Source organism: Furfurilactobacillus rossiae (assembly GCF_013394005.1).
GTDB classification, from domain to species: domain Bacteria; phylum Bacillota; class Bacilli; order Lactobacillales; family Lactobacillaceae; genus Furfurilactobacillus; species Furfurilactobacillus rossiae.
In genome coordinates this window covers 1,843,434-1,861,317 of sequence record NZ_CP040586.1, presented here as the reverse complement: position 1 = coordinate 1,861,317, position 17,884 = coordinate 1,843,434, and the positions used below count along the sequence as shown (strand labels likewise).

General features: G+C 44.0%; 14 protein-coding genes, 20 tRNA genes and 3 rRNA genes. 33 read left to right on the top strand and 4 right to left on the bottom strand.

Going from position 1 to position 17,884, the window contains the following annotated elements; translation table 11 throughout:
- The first annotated feature begins 158 nt into the window (after nucleotides 1–158).
- Genes LROSL1_RS09020 through LROSL1_RS09005 form a run of 4 tightly spaced genes read left to right on the top strand, consistent with a single transcriptional unit; the run spans nucleotide 159 to nucleotide 2,991 of the window.
- Nucleotides 159–770 (top strand): metallophosphoesterase, encoded by a 612-nt coding sequence (locus tag LROSL1_RS09020; protein WP_178914392.1) that lies wholly within the window; start codon nucleotides 159–161, stop codon nucleotides 768–770.
- A gap of 50 nt (nucleotides 771–820) precedes the next feature.
- Complete coding sequence (locus LROSL1_RS09015; protein WP_178914391.1) at nucleotides 821–1,540, top strand: YutD family protein; 720 nt, start codon at nucleotides 821–823, stop codon at nucleotides 1,538–1,540.
- 15 nt (nucleotides 1,541–1,555) lie between these two features.
- Nucleotides 1,556–2,344 (top strand): TIGR01457 family HAD-type hydrolase, encoded by a 789-nt coding sequence (locus LROSL1_RS09010; protein ID WP_178914390.1) that lies wholly within the window; start codon nucleotides 1,556–1,558, stop codon nucleotides 2,342–2,344.
- On the top strand, nucleotides 2,326–2,991 hold the full coding sequence (locus LROSL1_RS09005; RefSeq protein ID WP_318652998.1) for a TIGR01906 family membrane protein: 666 nt from the start codon (nucleotides 2,326–2,328) through the stop codon (nucleotides 2,989–2,991). Before LROSL1_RS09010 ends, LROSL1_RS09005 begins: the two co-directional genes overlap by 19 nt.
- A gap of 66 nt (nucleotides 2,992–3,057) precedes the next feature.
- Here LROSL1_RS09005 and LROSL1_RS09000 read toward each other — a convergent pair whose 3' ends face one another.
- Nucleotides 3,058–3,699, bottom strand: coding sequence for a VTT domain-containing protein (locus LROSL1_RS09000; RefSeq protein ID WP_017261145.1), 642 nt, complete (start codon nucleotides 3,697–3,699; stop codon nucleotides 3,058–3,060).
- Nucleotides 3,700–4,057: 358 nt separating this feature from the next.
- On the opposite strand from LROSL1_RS09000, the gene LROSL1_RS08995 reads away from it, so the two are divergent.
- From LROSL1_RS08995 to LROSL1_RS08870, 26 genes are all read left to right on the top strand, one after another.
- Complete coding sequence (locus LROSL1_RS08995) at nucleotides 4,058–4,642, top strand: peptidylprolyl isomerase (RefSeq protein ID WP_178914388.1); 585 nt, start codon at nucleotides 4,058–4,060, stop codon at nucleotides 4,640–4,642.
- A gap of 23 nt (nucleotides 4,643–4,665) precedes the next feature.
- Nucleotides 4,666–5,046 (top strand): CvfD/Ygs/GSP13 family RNA-binding post-transcriptional regulator, encoded by a 381-nt coding sequence (locus LROSL1_RS08990; RefSeq protein ID WP_017261143.1) that lies wholly within the window; start codon nucleotides 4,666–4,668, stop codon nucleotides 5,044–5,046.
- A 33-nt stretch (nucleotides 5,047–5,079) separates the two neighbouring features.
- Complete coding sequence (locus LROSL1_RS08985; RefSeq protein WP_017261142.1) at nucleotides 5,080–5,445, top strand: hypothetical protein; 366 nt, start codon at nucleotides 5,080–5,082, stop codon at nucleotides 5,443–5,445.
- A gap of 341 nt (nucleotides 5,446–5,786) precedes the next feature.
- A 16S ribosomal RNA gene (locus tag LROSL1_RS08980) occupies nucleotides 5,787–7,360 on the top strand.
- A 78-nt stretch (nucleotides 7,361–7,438) separates the two neighbouring features.
- Nucleotides 7,439–7,512, top strand: a tRNA-Ile gene (locus tag LROSL1_RS08975).
- Nucleotides 7,513–7,535: 23 nt separating this feature from the next.
- A tRNA-Ala gene (locus LROSL1_RS08970) sits at nucleotides 7,536–7,608 on the top strand.
- A gap of 154 nt (nucleotides 7,609–7,762) precedes the next feature.
- Nucleotides 7,763–10,682, top strand: a 23S ribosomal RNA gene (locus LROSL1_RS08965).
- A 64-nt stretch (nucleotides 10,683–10,746) separates the two neighbouring features.
- A 5S ribosomal RNA gene (gene rrf / locus LROSL1_RS08960) occupies nucleotides 10,747–10,863 on the top strand.
- Together the 16S, 23S and 5S rRNA genes with 20 tRNA genes alongside form the textbook arrangement of a ribosomal RNA operon.
- A gap of 5 nt (nucleotides 10,864–10,868) precedes the next feature.
- Nucleotides 10,869–10,941: transfer RNA gene (locus LROSL1_RS08955), tRNA-Val, on the top strand.
- Nucleotides 10,942–10,947: 6 nt separating this feature from the next.
- Nucleotides 10,948–11,020: transfer RNA gene (locus LROSL1_RS08950), tRNA-Lys, on the top strand.
- Nucleotides 11,021–11,056: 36 nt separating this feature from the next.
- Nucleotides 11,057–11,129 (top strand) — tRNA-Thr (locus LROSL1_RS08945).
- Nucleotides 11,130–11,144: 15 nt separating this feature from the next.
- Nucleotides 11,145–11,216: transfer RNA gene (locus LROSL1_RS08940), tRNA-Gly, on the top strand.
- Nucleotides 11,217–11,235: 19 nt separating this feature from the next.
- Nucleotides 11,236–11,321: transfer RNA gene (locus LROSL1_RS08935), tRNA-Leu, on the top strand.
- Nucleotides 11,322–11,328: 7 nt separating this feature from the next.
- Nucleotides 11,329–11,402, top strand: a tRNA-Arg gene (locus LROSL1_RS08930).
- Between the two features lie 33 nt (nucleotides 11,403–11,435).
- Nucleotides 11,436–11,509: transfer RNA gene (locus LROSL1_RS08925), tRNA-Pro, on the top strand.
- A 30-nt stretch (nucleotides 11,510–11,539) separates the two neighbouring features.
- Nucleotides 11,540–11,613 (top strand) — tRNA-Met (locus tag LROSL1_RS08920).
- Between the two features lie 20 nt (nucleotides 11,614–11,633).
- Nucleotides 11,634–11,707: transfer RNA gene (locus LROSL1_RS08915), tRNA-Ile, on the top strand.
- 35 nt (nucleotides 11,708–11,742) lie between these two features.
- Nucleotides 11,743–11,834: transfer RNA gene (locus LROSL1_RS08910), tRNA-Ser, on the top strand.
- Nucleotides 11,835–11,853: 19 nt separating this feature from the next.
- Nucleotides 11,854–11,927, top strand: a tRNA-Met gene (locus LROSL1_RS08905).
- Nucleotides 11,928–11,931: 4 nt separating this feature from the next.
- Nucleotides 11,932–12,005, top strand: a tRNA-Asp gene (locus LROSL1_RS08900).
- 5 nt (nucleotides 12,006–12,010) lie between these two features.
- Nucleotides 12,011–12,083, top strand: a tRNA-Phe gene (locus LROSL1_RS08895).
- Between the two features lie 15 nt (nucleotides 12,084–12,098).
- Nucleotides 12,099–12,172: transfer RNA gene (locus LROSL1_RS08890), tRNA-Gly, on the top strand.
- A 1-nt stretch (nucleotide 12,173) separates the two neighbouring features.
- Nucleotides 12,174–12,247 (top strand) — tRNA-Ile (locus LROSL1_RS08885).
- Nucleotides 12,248–12,256: 9 nt separating this feature from the next.
- Nucleotides 12,257–12,344, top strand: a tRNA-Ser gene (locus LROSL1_RS08880).
- A 34-nt stretch (nucleotides 12,345–12,378) separates the two neighbouring features.
- A tRNA-Glu gene (locus LROSL1_RS08875) sits at nucleotides 12,379–12,451 on the top strand.
- 17 nt (nucleotides 12,452–12,468) lie between these two features.
- Nucleotides 12,469–12,542, top strand: a tRNA-Met gene (locus LROSL1_RS08870).
- A 159-nt stretch (nucleotides 12,543–12,701) separates the two neighbouring features.
- On the opposite strand, the gene LROSL1_RS08865 is transcribed toward LROSL1_RS08870, so the two are convergent.
- A complete protein-coding gene (locus LROSL1_RS08865; protein WP_017262782.1) occupies nucleotides 12,702–13,199 on the bottom strand; it encodes a hypothetical protein in 498 nt (165 codons plus the stop codon).
- A 125-nt stretch (nucleotides 13,200–13,324) separates the two neighbouring features.
- Here LROSL1_RS08865 and LROSL1_RS08860 point away from each other — a divergent pair, with 125 nt between their 5' ends.
- From LROSL1_RS08860 to LROSL1_RS08850, 3 genes are all read left to right on the top strand, one after another.
- Nucleotides 13,325–14,065, top strand: a complete 741-nt coding sequence (locus LROSL1_RS08860) for an MBL fold metallo-hydrolase (RefSeq protein ID WP_178914387.1) — start codon at nucleotides 13,325–13,327, stop codon at nucleotides 14,063–14,065.
- A 334-nt stretch (nucleotides 14,066–14,399) separates the two neighbouring features.
- Entirely contained in the window at nucleotides 14,400–14,798 is a 399-nt protein-coding gene (gene spxA / locus LROSL1_RS08855; RefSeq protein ID WP_026017224.1) for a transcriptional regulator SpxA, read from the top strand.
- 206 nt (nucleotides 14,799–15,004) lie between these two features.
- Nucleotides 15,005–15,763 carry an adaptor protein MecA gene (locus tag LROSL1_RS08850; RefSeq protein ID WP_017262785.1) on the top strand — a complete coding sequence of 253 codons (759 nt, stop codon included), beginning with the start codon at nucleotides 15,005–15,007 and terminating at the stop codon, nucleotides 15,761–15,763.
- Between the two features lie 323 nt (nucleotides 15,764–16,086).
- Here LROSL1_RS08850 and LROSL1_RS08845 read toward each other — a convergent pair whose 3' ends face one another.
- Nucleotides 16,087–17,226, bottom strand: a complete 1,140-nt coding sequence (locus LROSL1_RS08845; protein WP_225440517.1) for a hypothetical protein — start codon at nucleotides 17,224–17,226, stop codon at nucleotides 16,087–16,089.
- A 367-nt stretch (nucleotides 17,227–17,593) separates the two neighbouring features.
- Complete coding sequence (locus tag LROSL1_RS08840) at nucleotides 17,594–17,782, bottom strand: CsbD family protein (protein ID WP_017262790.1); 189 nt, start codon at nucleotides 17,780–17,782, stop codon at nucleotides 17,594–17,596.
- Between the last annotated feature and the right edge of the window lie 102 nt (nucleotides 17,783–17,884).

The following is a 17,884-nucleotide window of genomic DNA, read 5'->3' as shown; positions in this document are numbered from 1 at the left end:
TTTTTTAAAGCCATTACCTTGCCGTTTGAACGGACAGATAATGGCTTTTGTTTTGTCATTTGCTAATGGAGCATTAAGCAGGGGCAGGCGGTCTCGACAAGGTGGTTCATGGTAACATGTGGTACAATAAATAGACGAAATTGACGGGAGGTTTGCGGATGCGGTATTTTACGTCGGACACACATTTTTATCATAAAGAGTTACTCGGGATGAACGACTTCGCTCCACGACCTTTTTTGACCGTCGAAGACATGAATGAGACGATTATTAAAAATTGGAATTCTGTCGTTACAGATACGGACACGGTTTATCATTTAGGTGATATCGCGATGTACTTCACACGGCCAGCTATCACGTCACACATTGCGGTGAACGACATTTTGCATCGGTTGAATGGTCACATTGTGTTGATTAAGGGCAATCATGATAACCGTGCATTGTTTAAATATTTGGCAGCACATAACGAAAACATGCTTGATGGAAAACCAAAGTTTGAATTCCACGATGTTGGCGCGTATTTGAAATATGATCACCGACAGTATTATTTAACACACTACCCATTCTCTATGGGGATCGTTGGTAACATTATCAATTTGCATGGTCACATCCACCATTATGCTTTTCCAGCTAAGGAAAATATTAATGTTGGTGTTGATACGCCCGAAAAGAGCTATATTGATCACGAAATTCCATTTGGTCGACCATTTTCGTTTGTAGAGATCGAGCAAATGATTGAGGGCAAGACGATTGATTATAAAAAGCGTCATTGATTGTTTGTAAAATATGGAATGTAATTGTTGTAGCAATAAAGGTTAGGAAGGTGATCGTTATCGATCGTGAACACATCCAAGAGTTGGCTCAGGAAGCTCAAGAAAAGCGGGCTGCGATGTTTACCATTGTTCGTGAAAATGAGCAACAATTTTTTATTAACGGGCACCCATACGAATTAGTGACTAATTTTCATGATGCGTTTGATGTGCATAAATTTGCTGAGCGATATAGCACTGTTTTGAGTAAATATGATTTCTTGGTAGGAGATTGTGGATTTGATCAACTTCGGCTGAAGGGCTTTTATGCTGCTAAAAAACGCAATGTACCAGTGAGCCAAACGATAACGGCACTGCAAGATTATTTATATGAGTATTGTAATTTTGGCTGTGCCTATTTTGTGCTTCATAATTTAGACGTTGAAATTGAACAACAAGATCGACCACAAAAGGAAGAACATCAACGTTCCCATCGTTCCAGACGACGTCGAAGCAATAGTGGTCAGGAAACCAAAACAGTCCAAACAGCACGGAAAAACGATGGTTCGTCTAATCAACATAATCAACATCAGGGTGGACAACAACGTCATCAGTTTGAAACGCATCATAAAAAGGAAACAGCTTACACGAAGGAACGTACAGTTAGCAAAACGACACGTCCAACTGGCCATAGTGGACAACTGGTTCAGTCTACGCAAAACAAACGACCATCACGGCGTCATTTTACAATTAGACAAAAATCGCATTCGCAAACTCAGAATAACGATAAATAGTGAGGATCTTGAAGGATGAAGCGTTATTCAGGTTATTTTATTGATTTAGATGGCACCATCTACCAGGGAACAAAGGAAATTAAAACAGCCCAAACGTTTATGCAACGGCTGATTGATAGTGAGATTCCCTATTTGTTTGTAACAAACAATTCTACGCGTAGTCCTGAAGATGTCGCGGAAAATCTGCGCGCACATCACCACATCGCCACGACGGCAGCACATGTGTACACGACTGCTTTAGCTACAGCGGACTATTTGCGTCGTTTGGCGGCGGATAAACCATTAACTGCCTATGTTATTGGGGAACGTGGACTTCAGGATGCATTGCGTAATGTTGGCTTTGCACTTGTTGCGGATGCATCGTTTGCACCAACGTTTACGGTTGTTGGACTTGATCGTGAGGTTACCTATGAAAAATTCGTACAGGCGGTGTTGGCTATTCAGCATGGCTCACAGTTTGTAGGGACTAACCTGGATACTAATATTCCGAATCAGCGGGGGATGTTACCAGGTGCTGGAGCAGTTGTTGATTTTGTCCGTTACGCGACAGGAAAGACGCCGATCACAATCGGTAAACCCGCTAAAATCATCATGAACGAGGCACTCAACAGGATTCAATTGCCGCGAGAAGATGTGCTGATGATTGGCGACAACCTGCATACTGATATTATGGCTGCAAAGAATGCCAACATGGACTCTCTACTGACACTGACAGGACTAACTGAACAGGCTCCCGCAGGCGATGCAGATATTGTTCCGACGTATGTGGCGTCAGATTTAACTAAATGGCGGTTACACGGATGATTATAAAAAAAGTAAACCACTGGCTACGCTATTTGTGTGGCTGTTTTTTTATCTTAACAAGTTCAATTTTTCTGACAGTCCACGCTGTCTGGCTATATCGCATCATGTTATCAACCACAACAATTTTGCATGATGTAAATTTGAATCGGCAAACGATGCTGAAAAATTATTATCAGTTGCTCCATTACTTAGATTTTCCATGGGTGGAGCGGCTACACATGAATAATTTTACTGATTCGGAGGGAGCGCTCAAACACTTCGCAGATGTAAAGAACTTGTTGTTACTCAATAATGTAGTCCTGATTGTAACGGCTATAGTTACAGCGTGGGGACTGTGGCGAATGTATCGGGAAAGCCGTTTATGGCAGTTGGTCATTCCGATGCGGATTGCGTTGCCTGTTGCTCCCGTTATCGGTGTGATTATGAGCTTGAATTTTGAAAGTTTTTTTATCACATTTCATAAACTGCTGTTTAGAAATGACGATTGGTTGTTTGACCCCAATCAGGATGCGATTATCAACGCGTTGCCAGCTAGTTTCTTTCTTGCCTGTTTCGCATTGTTTTTTGTTTTAATTGAAACGTGGATAGTCGTTGGCTTACTAGTCGGCCAGCATAGTTTAAGGCACGGACTAGTTTTGAAACACTAAAAAGCACGTCGTTTAGCACTGTGTGAAATCACATTATGCTAAGCGACGTGCTTTTATTTGGCAAAATTATGACGCCTTAACTTTCCCACGAATATAACCAACTACGGCAGGAATCAACGAGATGATGATGATTCCTAAAACGACTGCAGAGAAGTGCGCTTTGACAAACGGAATGTTACCAAAGAAATATCCCCCAGCAGAACATAGGGTTACCCATGAAATACAGCCGATCAAGGAAAAACGGATAAAGCGACGGTACGGCATATTACTACCACCAGCGACAAATGGGGCAAAAGTTCGGATGATTGGCATAAACCGTGCCAGAATGATGGCCATCGCGCCATGGGCATTGAAGAACGTTTCTGAACGTTCAAGCGCATCTTTGCGAATCAGTTTTCCAAACAGAGAATGATTCGACAAGGCATGGCCGATACGCTGACCGATGATAAAGTTAAGTGAATCACCAGAGATACAAGCTATCAGGAATAGAATGACAAAGGTCCAAATATTCAGGTGATATAAGCTGTTTGCGGCAAGTGCGCTAGCTGCAAATACCAGTGAGTCACCCGGCAAGAACGGCAGAATCACCGCACCGGTTTCAATAAAGATAATGGCAAACAGTATGAGATAAGTCCAGTTACCAAAGTTATTGACGAGTGAAACAAGGTGCGCGTCAATATGTAAAACGAAATCAATTAGGGTCGACATAGGTAATCCTCTCTAATTTGCAAAAGTAAGTTTGTTAAGATGTCAAATGACAATGGGCTCACTATAGCAGAAATGAGTGGCAAACAAAATAGGCGATTAAGCGAATATATGGAAATTAACAAAAAGTTTCAAAATCACAATGACAGACTGGCCTAATATTGTCATTGCAATCATAGTGGTGTTGGTTTCAATTACACATGAGAAGTAAATAGAGGATAAGTAAGGACAAAAAAGGTCACCAACAATTGCATGTCAGCAGTCGGTTGTTTACAATGATAAAGATTTGACATTCTTCAATGAGAATGTGAACAGGAAAATGCGTATAAAAATAAAACGAGCTGTAGTAAGGAGAATAAAAATGTATCCACAGATTGAAATTGGCGAGGCTAAGGGCCCACAAGTAACGCTGCACACGACGATGGGCGATATTAAATTCCAATTGTTTGAAGACCAGGCACCCAAAACGGTTGCGAATTTCGTTGGCCTTGCAAAAAATGGCTATTATGACGGTGTAAGTTTTCACCGTGTTATTGCTGATTTTATGATTCAAGGTGGTGACCCAACAGGCACTGGTGCCGGTGGTGAAAGCATTTACGGGCAAACGTTTGAAGATGAGTTTTCAGATAAGCTGTTTAATTTTAGAGGCGCATTATCAATGGCTAATGCTGGTCCAAATACTAATGGTAGCCAATTTTTCATCGTGCAGGCAAGTCGAGTTCCTTCAGATATGATCGAACAATTAAAGGGAATGGGATTAGCCAGCGAAGTTATTGCCAAGTATGAGCAGGGTGGTACACCATGGCTTGATGGACATCATACTGTTTTCGGGCAAGTTATTGAGGGAATGGATGTTGTGGATGAGATGGCTAAGGTTTCAACTAACTATGAGGATCGTCCAGATACGCCAATTTTAATCAACAGTGTCTCCGTGAGCGAAGCGTAATAAGTTGCGGGGAGGCGCGGTTTATGAAGTACCAGATTGGTCAAACAGTGACTGGTGTGGTAACTGGGATTCAGCCGTATGGTGCTTTTATTAGTTTAGATGAAACTCATCAAGGGCTCATTCACATTTCAGAGACACATTATGGGTTTGTACGTGATATCCATGACTATCTAAAGGTGGGACAGTCTGTACGGGCTAAAATACTTGATATAGATGAGTACTCGCAAAAGATCAGTCTGTCATTACGCTGTTTGGAAGAGGATCAAGAAGATGTACCGGTGGTCAACGCCCGTGATGTGCACAAGCGGTATTGGACAAATTATCATGTTCACACGGGGTTTCAACCAATTGCAGATGCAATGGATGGGTGGCTGGCGGAAGCTCGTCAACGGTTTTTGAAGTAATGTTAAGTTGTAAGAGGAGGATGAAAGAGTTTTATGAAACAAGTTGCAGGGACTATTTTGACAATCAATGATGGCATCCCAAGCTTTTTGGTTACTAAGGATGATGGCAATTACGGCTTTTTCTGTACTAAGGTTTTGGAAGATAAGACTGCGTTGGCAAGTATTCTTGAATGTTTGCACGATGCTTTAGAAGTAGATCTCGAACAATTAAGGTTAAGCGAGTTAACAACTTGTGAGATAGGTGAGGCCAATGTCTCGCTGTTTGTTTTTGATCATCTTCAAATTACGTCAGAGTTGAAGCAACGTGCACTTGATCAAGGCCTTGACTTTGTTCAAGGAGATCAGTTGCATATGCTATTCCATGACGTTAAGTTTGACTCTGCACCAGTGTTTGATTAACTGAAATAAACTATTTTTCAATTTTTTTGAAATTTGACTTGACCCAGATTCATGTGATTGATATAGTATTACTTGCTGCTACGGAATGTTGATGCAGCAATCATCTGGATCGATTGTGAAACAAAAAAGTTCTTCAACTTTTAATTGACACAGTTGAGTTTGAATGATATTATCAAATAGTTGTCTTGAGGCAACGAAGTAGATCTTTGAAAACTGAACAACGTTTCGACGAATCAAATGTGTAGGGTCTTTGAACGAAAGTTCGAAGCAATTACAATTGTGAAGTCAATTCACTTTATAACCAAGTAACAACAAAACAAGAGCTATTTCAAATAACTCATTAATTTGAGAGTTTGATCCTGGCTCAGGATGAACGCTGGCGGCGTGCCTAATACATGCAAGTCGAACGCACTTCGGTTTTTGATTGACGGTGCTTGCACCAGATTGACGAGACATTGAAGTGAGTGGCGAACGGGTGAGTAACACGTGGGTAACCTGCCCTAAAGTGGGGGATAACATTTGGAAACAGATGCTAATACCGCATAACAACGAAAACCACATGGTTTTCGCTTGAAAGATGGTTTCGGCTATCACTTTAGGATGGACCCGCGGTGCATTAGCTAGTTGGTAAGGTAACGGCTTACCAAGGCAATGATGCATAGCCGAGCTGAGAGGCTGATCGGCCACATTGGGACTGAGACACGGCCCAGACTCCTACGGGAGGCAGCAGTAGGGAATCTTCCACAATGGGCGCAAGCCTGATGGAGCAACGCCGCGTGAGTGAAGAAGGGTTTCGGCTCGTAAAACTCTGTTGTTAAAGAAGAACGTATCTGAGAGTAACTGTTCAGATAGTGACGGTATTTAACCAGAAAGCCACGGCTAACTACGTGCCAGCAGCCGCGGTAATACGTAGGTGGCAAGCGTTATCCGGATTTATTGGGCGTAAAGGGAGTGCAGGCGGTTATTTAAGTCTGATGTGAAAGCCTTCGGCTTAACCGGAGAAGGGCATCGGAAACTGGACAACTTGAGTGCAGAAGAGGGTAGTGGAACTCCATGTGTAGCGGTGGAATGCGTAGATATATGGAAGAACACCAGTGGCGAAGGCGGCTACCTAGTCTGTAACTGACGCTGAGGCTCGAAAGCATGGGTAGCAAACAGGATTAGATACCCTGGTAGTCCATGCCGTAAACGATGAATACTAGGTGTTAGGGGGTTTCCGCCCCTTAGTGCCGCAGCTAACGCAATAAGTATTCCGCCTGGGGAGTACGACCGCAAGGTTGAAACTCAAAGGAATTGACGGGGACCCGCACAAGCGGTGGAGCATGTGGTTTAATTCGAAGCTACGCGAAGAACCTTACCAGGGCTTGACATCTTCTGCTAATCCGAGAGATCGGACGTTCCCTTCGGGGACGGAAAGACAGGTGGTGCATGGTTGTCGTCAGCTCGTGTCGTGAGATGTTGGGTTAAGTCCCGCAACGAGCGCAACCCTTATGATTAGTTGCCAGCATTAAGTTGGGCACTCTAATGAGACTGCCGGTGACAAACCGGAGGAAGGTGGGGACGACGTCAAATCATCATGCCCCTTATGTCCTGGGCTACACACGTGCTACAATGGATGGTACAACGAGCAGCGAAGTCGCGAGGCCAAGCAAATCTCTTAAAGCCATTCTCAGTTCGGACTGTAGGCTGCAACTCGCCTACACGAAGTCGGAATCGCTAGTAATCGCGGATCAGCATGCCGCGGTGAATACGTTCCCGGGTCTTGTACACACCGCCCGTCACACCATGAGAGTTTGTAACACCCAAAGTCGGTGGGGTAACCTTCGGGAGCCAACCGCCTAAGGTGGGACAGATGATTAGGGTGAAGTCGTAACAAGGTAGCCGTAGGAGAACCTGCGGCTGGATCACCTCCTTTCTAAGGAAACAAATCGGAACCTTACACATTAGTGGAAACGTTGTTCAGTTTTGAGGGATTTACCTCAAACAAAAGATTGGGCGCATAGCTCAGCTGGTTAGAGCGCACGCCTGATAAGCGTGAGGTCGGTGGTTCGAGTCCACTTGTGCCCATCGATCAAGCCTGAAGACAACATGGGGAATTAGCTCAGATGGGAGAGCACCTGCTTTGCAAGCAGGGGGTCAACGGTTCGATCCCGTTATTCTCCATTGGTCACGCAAGTGACCAACTGAAACGTTGTACATTGAAAACTGAATCATGATTCTTTTTATTATTTAAACCGAGAACACCGCGTTTTTGAGTTTTTTAACAAGTTAAATTGTTTATCGCTAAACTCATAACCGCAGTTTGTATGAACTGTTAGGTTAAGTTATAAAGGGCGCACGGTGGATGCCTTGGCACTAGGAGCCGATGAAGGACGGGACTAACACCGATATGCTTCGGGGAGCTGTAAGTAAGCTTTGATCCGGAGATTTCCGAATGGGGAAACCCAATCAGTTTAACCGCTGATTATCACTAGGGGAATACATACTCTAGTTGAAGGTAGACGTTGTGAACTGAAACATCTAAGTAGCAACAGGAGCAGAAAGAAAAATCGATTCCCTAAGTAGCGGCGAGCGAACGGGGAACAGCCCAAACCAAGCTGCTTGCAGTTTGGGGTTGTAGGACTGAACATTTGAGTTACCAAAGACCTTGATAGTCGAAGACGTTGGGAAACGTCGCCATAGGGTGTGAGAGCCACGTAGACGAAATCAAAGTCCCTCAGTTCAGGATCCTGAGTACGGCGGAGCACGTGAAATTCCGTCGGAATTTGCGGGGACCATCCCGTAAGGCTAAATACTCCCTAGTGACCGATAGTGGACCAGTACCGTGAGGGAAAGGTGAAAAGCACCCCGGAAGGGGAGTGAAATAGTTCCTGAAACCGTGTGCCTACAAGTAGTTAGAGCCCGTTAATGGGTGATAGCGTGCCTTTTGTAGAATGAACCGGCGAGTTACGTTAGCATGCAAGGTTAAGGTGGAAAGACCGGAGCCGTAGCGAAAGCGAGTCTGAAATGGGCGACTAAGTATGTTGAAGTAAACCCGAAACCAGGTGACCTACCCATGTGCAGGCTGAAAGTGCGGTAATACGCACCGGAGGGCCGAACCCGTGTCTGTTGAAAAAGGCTGGGATGACGTGTGGGTAGCGGTGAAATTCCAAACGAACTTGGAGATAGCTGGTTCTCTCCGAAATAGCTTTAGGGCTAGCCTCGGATGAATCATCATGGAGGTAGAGCACTGTTTGAACTAGGGGCCCGTCATGGGTTACTGAATTCAGATAAACTCCGAATGCCATTGATGTGTTATCCGGGAGTCAGACGATGAGTGATAAGATCCACCGTCGAAAGGGGAACAGCCCAGATCACCAGTTAAGGTCCCTAAATATATGCTAAGTGGAAAAGGATGTGGAGTTGCACAGACAACTAGGATGTTGGCTCAGAAGCAGCCACCATTTAAAGAGTGCGTAATAGCTCACTAGTCGAGTGATTCTGCGCCGAAAATGTACCGGGGCTAAGCATATTACCGAAACTGTGGGTGCCACGTAAGTGGCGCGATAGGAGAGCGTTCTATGGGCGGTGAAGCCAGATCGTAAGGACTGGTGGAGCGCATAGAAGTGAGAATGCCGGTATGAGTAGCGAAAGATCAGTGAGAATCTGATCCACCGAATGACTAAGGTTTCCTGGGGAAGGCTCGTCCACCCAGGGTTAGTCGGGACCTAAGGCGAGGCCGAAAGGCGTAGTCGATGGAAAACAGGTTGAGATTCCTGTACTAGTTAAACTTGTTTGAACAATGGAGGGACGCAGAAGGCTAAACGATCCGGACGATTGGAAATGTCCGGTCAAGCAGTGAGGTGTGAGATGAGTTAAATGCTTGTTTCTTTAACATTGAGCTGTGACGAGGACCGAAATTTAAGTAGGGAAGTCGTTGATGTCACGCTGCCGAGAAAAGCTTCTAGTTAGAGTTTAATTACCCGTACCGCAGACCGACACAGGTAGTCGAGGAGAGTATCCTCAGGTGAGCGAGTGAACTCTCGTTAAGGAACTCGGCAAAATGACCCCGTAACTTCGGAATAAGGGGTGCTGCACGCAAGTGTAGCCGCAGTGAAAAGGCCCAGGCGACTGTTTATCAAAAACACAGGTTTCTGCAAAATCGTAAGATGACGTATAGGGGCTGACGCCTGCCCAGTGCTGGAAGGTTAAAAGGATGGGTTAGCGTAAGCGAAGCTCAGAATTGAAGCCCCAGTGAACGGCGGCCGTAACTATAACGGTCCTAAGGTAGCGAAATTCCTTGTCGGGTAAGTTCCGACCCGCATGAAAGGCGTAACGATCTGGGCACTGTCTCAACGAGAGACTCGGTGAAATTATATTACCCGTGAAGATGCGGGTTACCCGCGACAGGACGGAAAGACCCCATGGAGCTTTACTGTAGCTTGATATTGGGTGTCTGTATAACTTGTACAGGATAGGTAGGAGCCGTAGAGCTCGGGACGCTAGTCTCGAAGGAGGCAACCGTGGGATACTACCCTTGTTATACGGCCACTCTAACCCGCGCCACTTAGCGTGGCGGGAGACAGTGTCAGGTAGGCAGTTTGACTGGGGCGGTCGCCTCCTAAAAGGTAACGGAGGCGCCCAAAGGTTCCCTCAAAATGGTTGGAAATCATTTGTAGAGTGTAAAGGCACAAGGGAGCTTGACTGTGAGACAGACAGGTCGAGCACGGACGAAAGTCGGGCTTAGTGATCCGGTGGTACCGTATGGAAGGGCCATCGCTCAACGGATAAAAGCTACCCTGGGGATAACAGGCTCATCTCCCCCAAGAGTCCACATCGACGGGGAGGTTTGGCACCTCGATGTCGGCTCATCGCATCCTGGGGCTGTAGTCGGTCCCAAGGGTTGGGCTGTTCGCCCATTAAAGCGGTACGCGAGCTGGGTTCAGAACGTCGTGAGACAGTTCGGTCCCTATCCGTCGCGGGCGCAGGAAATTTGAGAGGAACTGTCCTTAGTACGAGAGGACCGGGATGGACATACCGCTGGTGTACCAGTTGTGCCGCCAGGCGCATCGCTGGGTAGCTATGTATGGATGAGATAAACGCTGAAAGCATCTAAGTGTGAAACTCGCCTCGAGATGAGATTTCCCATTCCTATATGGAAGTAAGACCCCTCAGAGATGATGAGGTAGATAGGCTAGAAGTGGAAGTGTGGCGACACATGGAGCGGACTAGTACTAATCGGTCGAGGACTTAACCACGAAGTGGTGGTCCGGTTAAAGAAAAGAAGATCATGATTCAGTTTTGAGTGGATAACGCTCAGAGTGTGGTGATGATGGCACGAAGGATACACCCGTTCCCATGCCGAACACGGAAGTTAAGCTTCGTCGCGCCAAGAGTAGTTGGGGGATCGCTCCCTGCGAGGGTAGGTCGTCGCCATGCATATTGGAAGATTAGCTCAGTTGGGAGAGCGTCTGCCTTACAAGCAGAGGGTCACAGGTTCGAGCCCTGTATCTTCCATTTAATGAGCCGTTAGCTCAGTTGGTAGAGCATCTGACTTTTAATCAGAGGGTCGACAGTTCGAGACTGTCACGGCTCATTGCCCTTAGAGGGTAGTGAAAAAATTTCGGTTAACGCCGACTTAGCTCAGTTGGCAGAGCATCTGTCTTGTAAACAGGGGGTCGGAGGTTCGAATCCTCTAGTCGGCATTGCACCATTTATATGCGGAAGTAGTTCAGTGGTAGAACATCACCTTGCCATGGTGGGGGTCGCGGGTTCGAATCCCGTCTTCCGCTTTTGCCAATTCACAATAATGCCGGGGTGGCGGAATTGGCAGACGCACAGGACTTAAAATCCTGCGGTCAGTGATGACCGTACCGGTTCGATCCCGGTCCTCGGCACTTATTTGCACCCATAGCGCAACTGGATAGAGTGTCTGACTACGAATCAGAAGGTTGTAGGTTCGACTCCTACTGGGTGCATTGCAGTTTTTATTCTGCAAACAATTACATTTTCGGGAAATAGCTCAGCTTGGTAGAGCACCTGGTTTGGGACCAGGGGGTCGCAGGTTCGAATCCTGTTTTCCCGATTTATAAATAGCTCTCTAGTTATTTATGATCGCGGTGTAGCTCAGCTGGCTAGAGCGTCCGGTTCATACCCGGGAGGTCGAGGGTTCGATCCCCCCCGCCGCGATTAAGCATATGAGTGAACTTGGACCTTTAGCTCAGTTGGTTAGAGCAGACGGCTCATAACCGTCCGGTCGTAGGTTCGAGTCCTACAAGGTCCACTAATATGGTGGTCCATTGCTTATATTCAGCTTATGGAGGATTACCCAAGTCTGGCTGAAGGGAACGGTCTTGAAAACCGTCAGGTGGGCGCAAGTCCACGCAAGAGTTCGAATCTCTTATCCTCCTTTTGTTTATATACTATTATCGCGGGGTGGAGCAGTCTGGTAGCTCGTCGGGCCCATAACCCGAAGGTCGTTGGTTCAAATCCAGCCCCCGCAATTTTGGTCCCATGGTCCAGTTGGTTAGGACGCCTGCCTGTCACGCAGGAGATCACGAGTTCGAGTCTCGTTGGGACCGTTTATGGCTCGGTAGCTCAGTCGGTAGAGCAATGGATTGAAGCTCCATGTGTCGGCAGTTCGATTCTGTCCCGCGCCATTCATACCATGTTATGCGGGTGTAGTTTAGTGGTAAAACCGCAGCCTTCCAAGCTGCTGTCGCGAGTTCGATTCTCGTCACCCGCTCCATGGGCGCATAGCTCAGCTGGTTAGAGCGCACGCCTGATAAGCGTGAGGTCGGTGGTTCGAGTCCACTTGTGCCCACTTGGTTTTGGGGAAGTACTCAAGTGGCTGAAGAGGTGCCCCTGCTAAGGGTATAGGTCGCGCAAGCGGCGCGAGAGTTCGAATCTCTCCTTCTCCGTTTTTTGTTTTTGGAATGTAGGTCATTTTTTTATGACCCCTTGGTCAAGTGGTTTAAGACACCGCCCTTTCACGGCGGTAACATGGGTTCGAATCCCGTAGGGGTCATTTCTTTTTACTATTATCGCGGGGTGGAGCAGTCTGGTAGCTCGTCGGGCCCATAACCCGAAGGTCGTTGGTTCAAATCCAGCCCCCGCAATCTTATATCAATTGTAACTACGCATGTTATGCGTAGTTTTTTTGTGGAATTGAAGTGTGACCTCTGTTTATAAAAGAAAAAGAGAACGTTCTAGCAAAATTGTGATTTTTGCTGGAATGTTCTCTTATTAATATGTGTATGTTTTAAAAAATGCAGTATTTAGCGTGTTAGGCTAACGCGATTGTATGCAGTTTCACGATAACTATATTGTGACTGCTTGTAAAACGATTCAAAAGGTGCAAATGAACTACTAGAAATCCATGCGTGGTAGTCATTAACGTGATCCCAAGACATTAATATAGTGTATTCACTGCTAGCTTTTTCCTTTTCCAGCAAGGCAAACGCTCGCAAGCCTAAGGGACGTTCCTGATCTAAAAAGTGATCAACGCTTGCGCGTAAAATTTTCGCGTGGTCTGGGTCCAATTGCAAATTGATGAAAGCAAAAAAGTCTTTATATGCGGGTTGAGGTAACTCGTTTAGTACTTTAAACGTAATGGGGTTTGCAAATACTGTGGGCAAATCACTTACATCAAGCAGCATGAGACGCGCGACTCCACTTGTTTCAGATAGTGAGATCAACTTGTTTTGAGGATTTTGTTCCTGCAAGTTCTGTAAAATGTTTTTAGTGCCAAATGCTAAGGAAATCGCCGATGTCATAATTATACCTCCATGCTTTATTTACCCTAATTATAAGCGCACCTTTAAATGATGTGCAAAATATGGGCATTCATTATTCGAATTAATTTCATGAATGAGTTACCTTTAGAGAGGAGGGAAAAACGATGAAACTAACAATATTGGGTTATTATGGCGGTTACCCTGCAAACGGAGTAGGTACAAGCGGCTATTTATTGCAGAGTGACGATTACAATTTAATGATTGATGCTGGAAGTGGCACTTTGCTTGCATTGCAGAAAGTGCTGAACCCATTACAACTTGATGGACTATTGTTGACACACTATCATCACGATCACACAGCAGATGTGGGCGTGCTTCAATATGAATGGCAACTTCAGCAGGGTGCGCGTAAACATGCTGTACTGCCAATCTATGGTAATACAGAAGATCCATTGAATTTTGCCGCATTAACGTGGGCAGGCGCGACAGAAGGCCATGCGTATGATCCACAATCGTCTTTAGTCCTTGGGCCATTTATGATTACCTTTTCGCGAACTGTTCATCCAGTTCCAACGTTTGCAGTTCGCATTACTGAAACAAAATCTGGTCACACGCTCGTATTCACGGCGGATAGTGCAGTGACTGATACGTTAAATCGCTTCTCAAAGGGGGCGGATTTGTTAATGGTTGACACCAACTTTTATGCAAATCATACTGGCAAGATGTGGCACATGACGTCCACCCAAGCGGGCGCCTTAGCCAAAGCAGCGCAGGTCAAACAGTTATTATTGACTCATTTACCGCAAACAGGCAATTTGGAATCATTAAAAGCAGAGGCACAGCTAGTTGCCGGCAAAAAAATACAAATTAATTTGGCGTCAGACATTAATCAAATTATTATTTAACATAACACAACTATTTTACTTACGAAAAAGAAGCGTAATCCTTATATGACGCTGTTTTGAACCGATTACCATATGACAAAACCTATTGATACAATTCGTTAGAAATAATAAATGTGGTAATATATTTATTTACTTATGCTGTTTTATGCATATTAGTTAATAGATAAAACACATAAATTAAAGAAATGTCTTTTAATTTCACGAATAGATGTTCCCCTTTCTTTATAAAATCCTCTTTATTTTTTTGTAAACGTGCTGTACAATATAAGCATGAGATAAGAGATCTCATAACGCTCGCAACATGCTTAAAGGGGGACGACAATTTATGAGTAACATGGTTACGCTCTACACTTCACCGAGTTGCACTTCTTGCCGAAAGGCTCGTGCATGGCTCGTTGAAAACAATATTCCTTTCAAAGAGCGGAATATTTTTGCCGAACCGCTGTCAGCCGATGAAATTAAAACTGTTTTACGAATGACAGAAGATGGAACTGAAGAAATCATCTCCAAACGTTCGAAGGTTTTCCAAGATCTTCATGTTGATCTTGATGATCTGCCAATGAATAAGTTAATTGATCTTGTTCACGAAAACCCGGCTTTGTTACGTCGTCCTATTATTATGGATGATAAGCGACTTCAAGTGGGATACAACGAAGATGAAATTCGTCGCTTCTTGCCACGTGACGTGCGTGCATTGGAATTGGCTGAAGCACAACGATTAGCAAATTTATAAAACTACACTTTGAGATTAATTTGCAAGTGGCCGAATCTATGGGATAATAGCATAGGTTGGGTCTTTTTGTTATCTTTATGCACTAAAGTGATTGACTGAATCGAAACCGTTAAAAATAGTTGATTAAACTTTACTTTGACGATTAGAGGACTAAAATATGAATAAACATTTAGGATGGAATTCCTTTTGCGAAAGGGGTGTTTCGCATGGAAATGGAACGCATTAACGAGAATACAATTCGAGTCGTTATTGGCAATGATGATTTATCTGCGCGTGGCATTACAGTACTTGATCTACTTGGTAATCATCAGCAGATAGAACGGTTCTTTTACAGCATCTTAGAGGAAGTTGACGTAGACCATCAATTCCAAGATAATGACGCAGTCACATTTCAAGTTTTGCCAAATCGCCACGGTTTAGAGCTGTTTATCAGCAAGAATGTAGGCGATGAAAGTGATGGGACTGATGATTTTGATGCAGCTAGTGCTGGTTTTAGCGGCGCAGTCGATTTTGGTGACAATGCATCAACTGACCAGATCTCCGACTTTTTAAAACAACAGTTGCAGGGTAAGGATTCAGAAGACGATGATGACCGTAAAACAACAATCAGTAGTGAAGCCACGGATGATAATGATCCTGAGGCTTTAAAGAATTATACTTCTGATCCTAACGTTCCTACGCGGGAGGTTGTACTCCGTCTGAACGATTTTGAAGATCTTGTCTCAATTGCTAAGGTTCTTCATTTAGATGGCGCTGTATCGAATCTTTATAAATACCGTGATCAATATTACCTTGATTTGGTTTTCTTCACAGATCAAACTACGCCAGAAACTATCAAAGATGATGTGGCGGTGGCTTTGGAATACGCAAACAAAACTACGATTACTAGTGATGTTTTGTCAGAGCATGGTGAAAAGATTATGGAAACTTCAGCGCTTGAATTAGCACGACATTATTTCGGCTAGTCTTTGGAAAAAGAGGACGCTAAACGTTTGGTTTAATGGTACTTTCTATTAAAAAATGTCATTGAATATCTTTCGTTTTCAGCCTAAAGTCGGAACGAAGTTGGGTACGATTTTTATAAATAGTGTTAGCGCTGATGGCGAAAAAATAATTTTAATTGTCCTTTAATTCTGTCGTCAATCATGTGAAAAGACATGGTTGATGACAGAATTTTTTTACAAGTTGCGTATATCTGAAAAAAACAACCATCATTTGATGGTTGAGTATATTTGTTATCAATAATAGTTAGCAGAGCGACTAAAGCACATCTGGAAGGTGTGTTTTTTTACTTATATTGATTTATTAATTCCTTCAGTTCAGATTGAGCTGCAGAGTCCGACGAAATTTCGAAGTCTTGATCTGGTTGGTATTCTTCCGTTCCTTCGCCACTAGTTTGGCCAAAACCTGTATTGGTAGATACATTTTCTCCATTGCCAGTTTTTAATTCATATACGATCCCGTTGTCGCCAAGCATATATTTACTTACAGGTTGGTCGAAATCCATGGCAACTGCATAGTTATCTGCGAAGGAACCTTGATATAAATCTTGTTTTCCCGTAGATCCGTCTTTTGACTTGTAAAAGACACATCCACCAATGGAATGGATTTTAAAAGCATCAGCACCTGGATTGCCATTGTCCTGTGTTTGTACACGGCCATCTGGCGTATTTGCGTACCAGTCACCATTGCCAGCAGCCCCATGATCAAAATACCAATCACTGACGGCCATGTGACCGATTTCAGCTCTTTCAGCAGCCCAATCTAGGAAAGCGGCGTTAATTTTTTCTTTTTGTGACGAGTTCAAAGGCACGCTAGATCTCGAGAGAGTATTTTTATTAGTGGCATTAAAGTTTGAACTAGATTCTGTAGCAGTCGATTTTGCTTGCAAAGATGTAGCAGAAAAGGTTTGTGAACCGAGTTTATCTTGAGTATCATTTAACGCTGTCAGTTTGTATTTTTTTGAAAGTGAGGTAACTTGAAAGGCTATGGCAAAGTGAGATGTTTTTTCTGGATGGGTTTCGTCATGCGCCGATGAAATTTCAGAATCATAGGGTGAGTTAACCTGAAGTCCATCCGTATCCAACTTTTTGTCAGTTACGCTGCTAACAGAGTAGGCAGATATGTATTTGTTAAAGAAACCTTCAGCACTGATTCCTGATTTAGTTTTGTTCGTGAAAGTACCCCTGAAAATAACTGCATGCACTGTACCCTCAACACTTGGATCAGTGGCAGTTAGCGTATTCACACTATTAATCACGACTATGCTTTTAGCGTTTGACATGGAACTGTTTTTAAATCCTTGAGTACTGTTTTGCTGACTTGATTTTTGCTCGGAATTACTTTGACCTTTTGAACTATTGTTGCCACATGCTGTAAGCAATAGGGCACTCAGGGCAATTACTCCTAATGTAAATGATTTTTTCATAACATATCTCCAAATTTGCTAATTTTTCATGTTGCTAATCTCTAGATGATTTTAGTAGGCTATTGCCTCAAGTGAGTGGTAAAACTCTGAAATTTCATAGGATTTTGAAAATTGGAATTTTATTGTAGCGGCTACTGTATTAAATTAGGCTTTTCAGTCGCTAATCGTTCAAAACATAATAGAGCAGTAGCTGTTAAGGCTATAGATGTTAACATGGGAAATGATACTTTATAGCCCTGCATTCAGTATAGTGGAAGAAAATAACTTTTAAATGATAAGAAGATTAATTTTAAGAACGTTTGATAGGCAGATGGAGAATGCCGGTACAAGCACAAAAAAAGAAGGCATAAAAGCCTTCTTCCAAAGATTATTTCTTATCCATCTTGTCTTTAACGTTATCCACGGCATCGGTTAGCTTTTCTTTGGCTTTACCCATCAATCCTTCAGCTTTGCCTTCTGCTTCACGGCCTTTGTCGTTGGTTGCCTTTCCTTCAAGTTCTTTAGCTTTACCAGCGACCTTGTGTTTTGTACTATCAATTTTATCTTCTGTACTCATATCGAGACCTCCTATTGCATTAGTGACATTTACCGATACACACATTATTTCAAATAAAGCGTCAGTAAACAATTAATGTGCTTATCTATCAAAAATGACTGA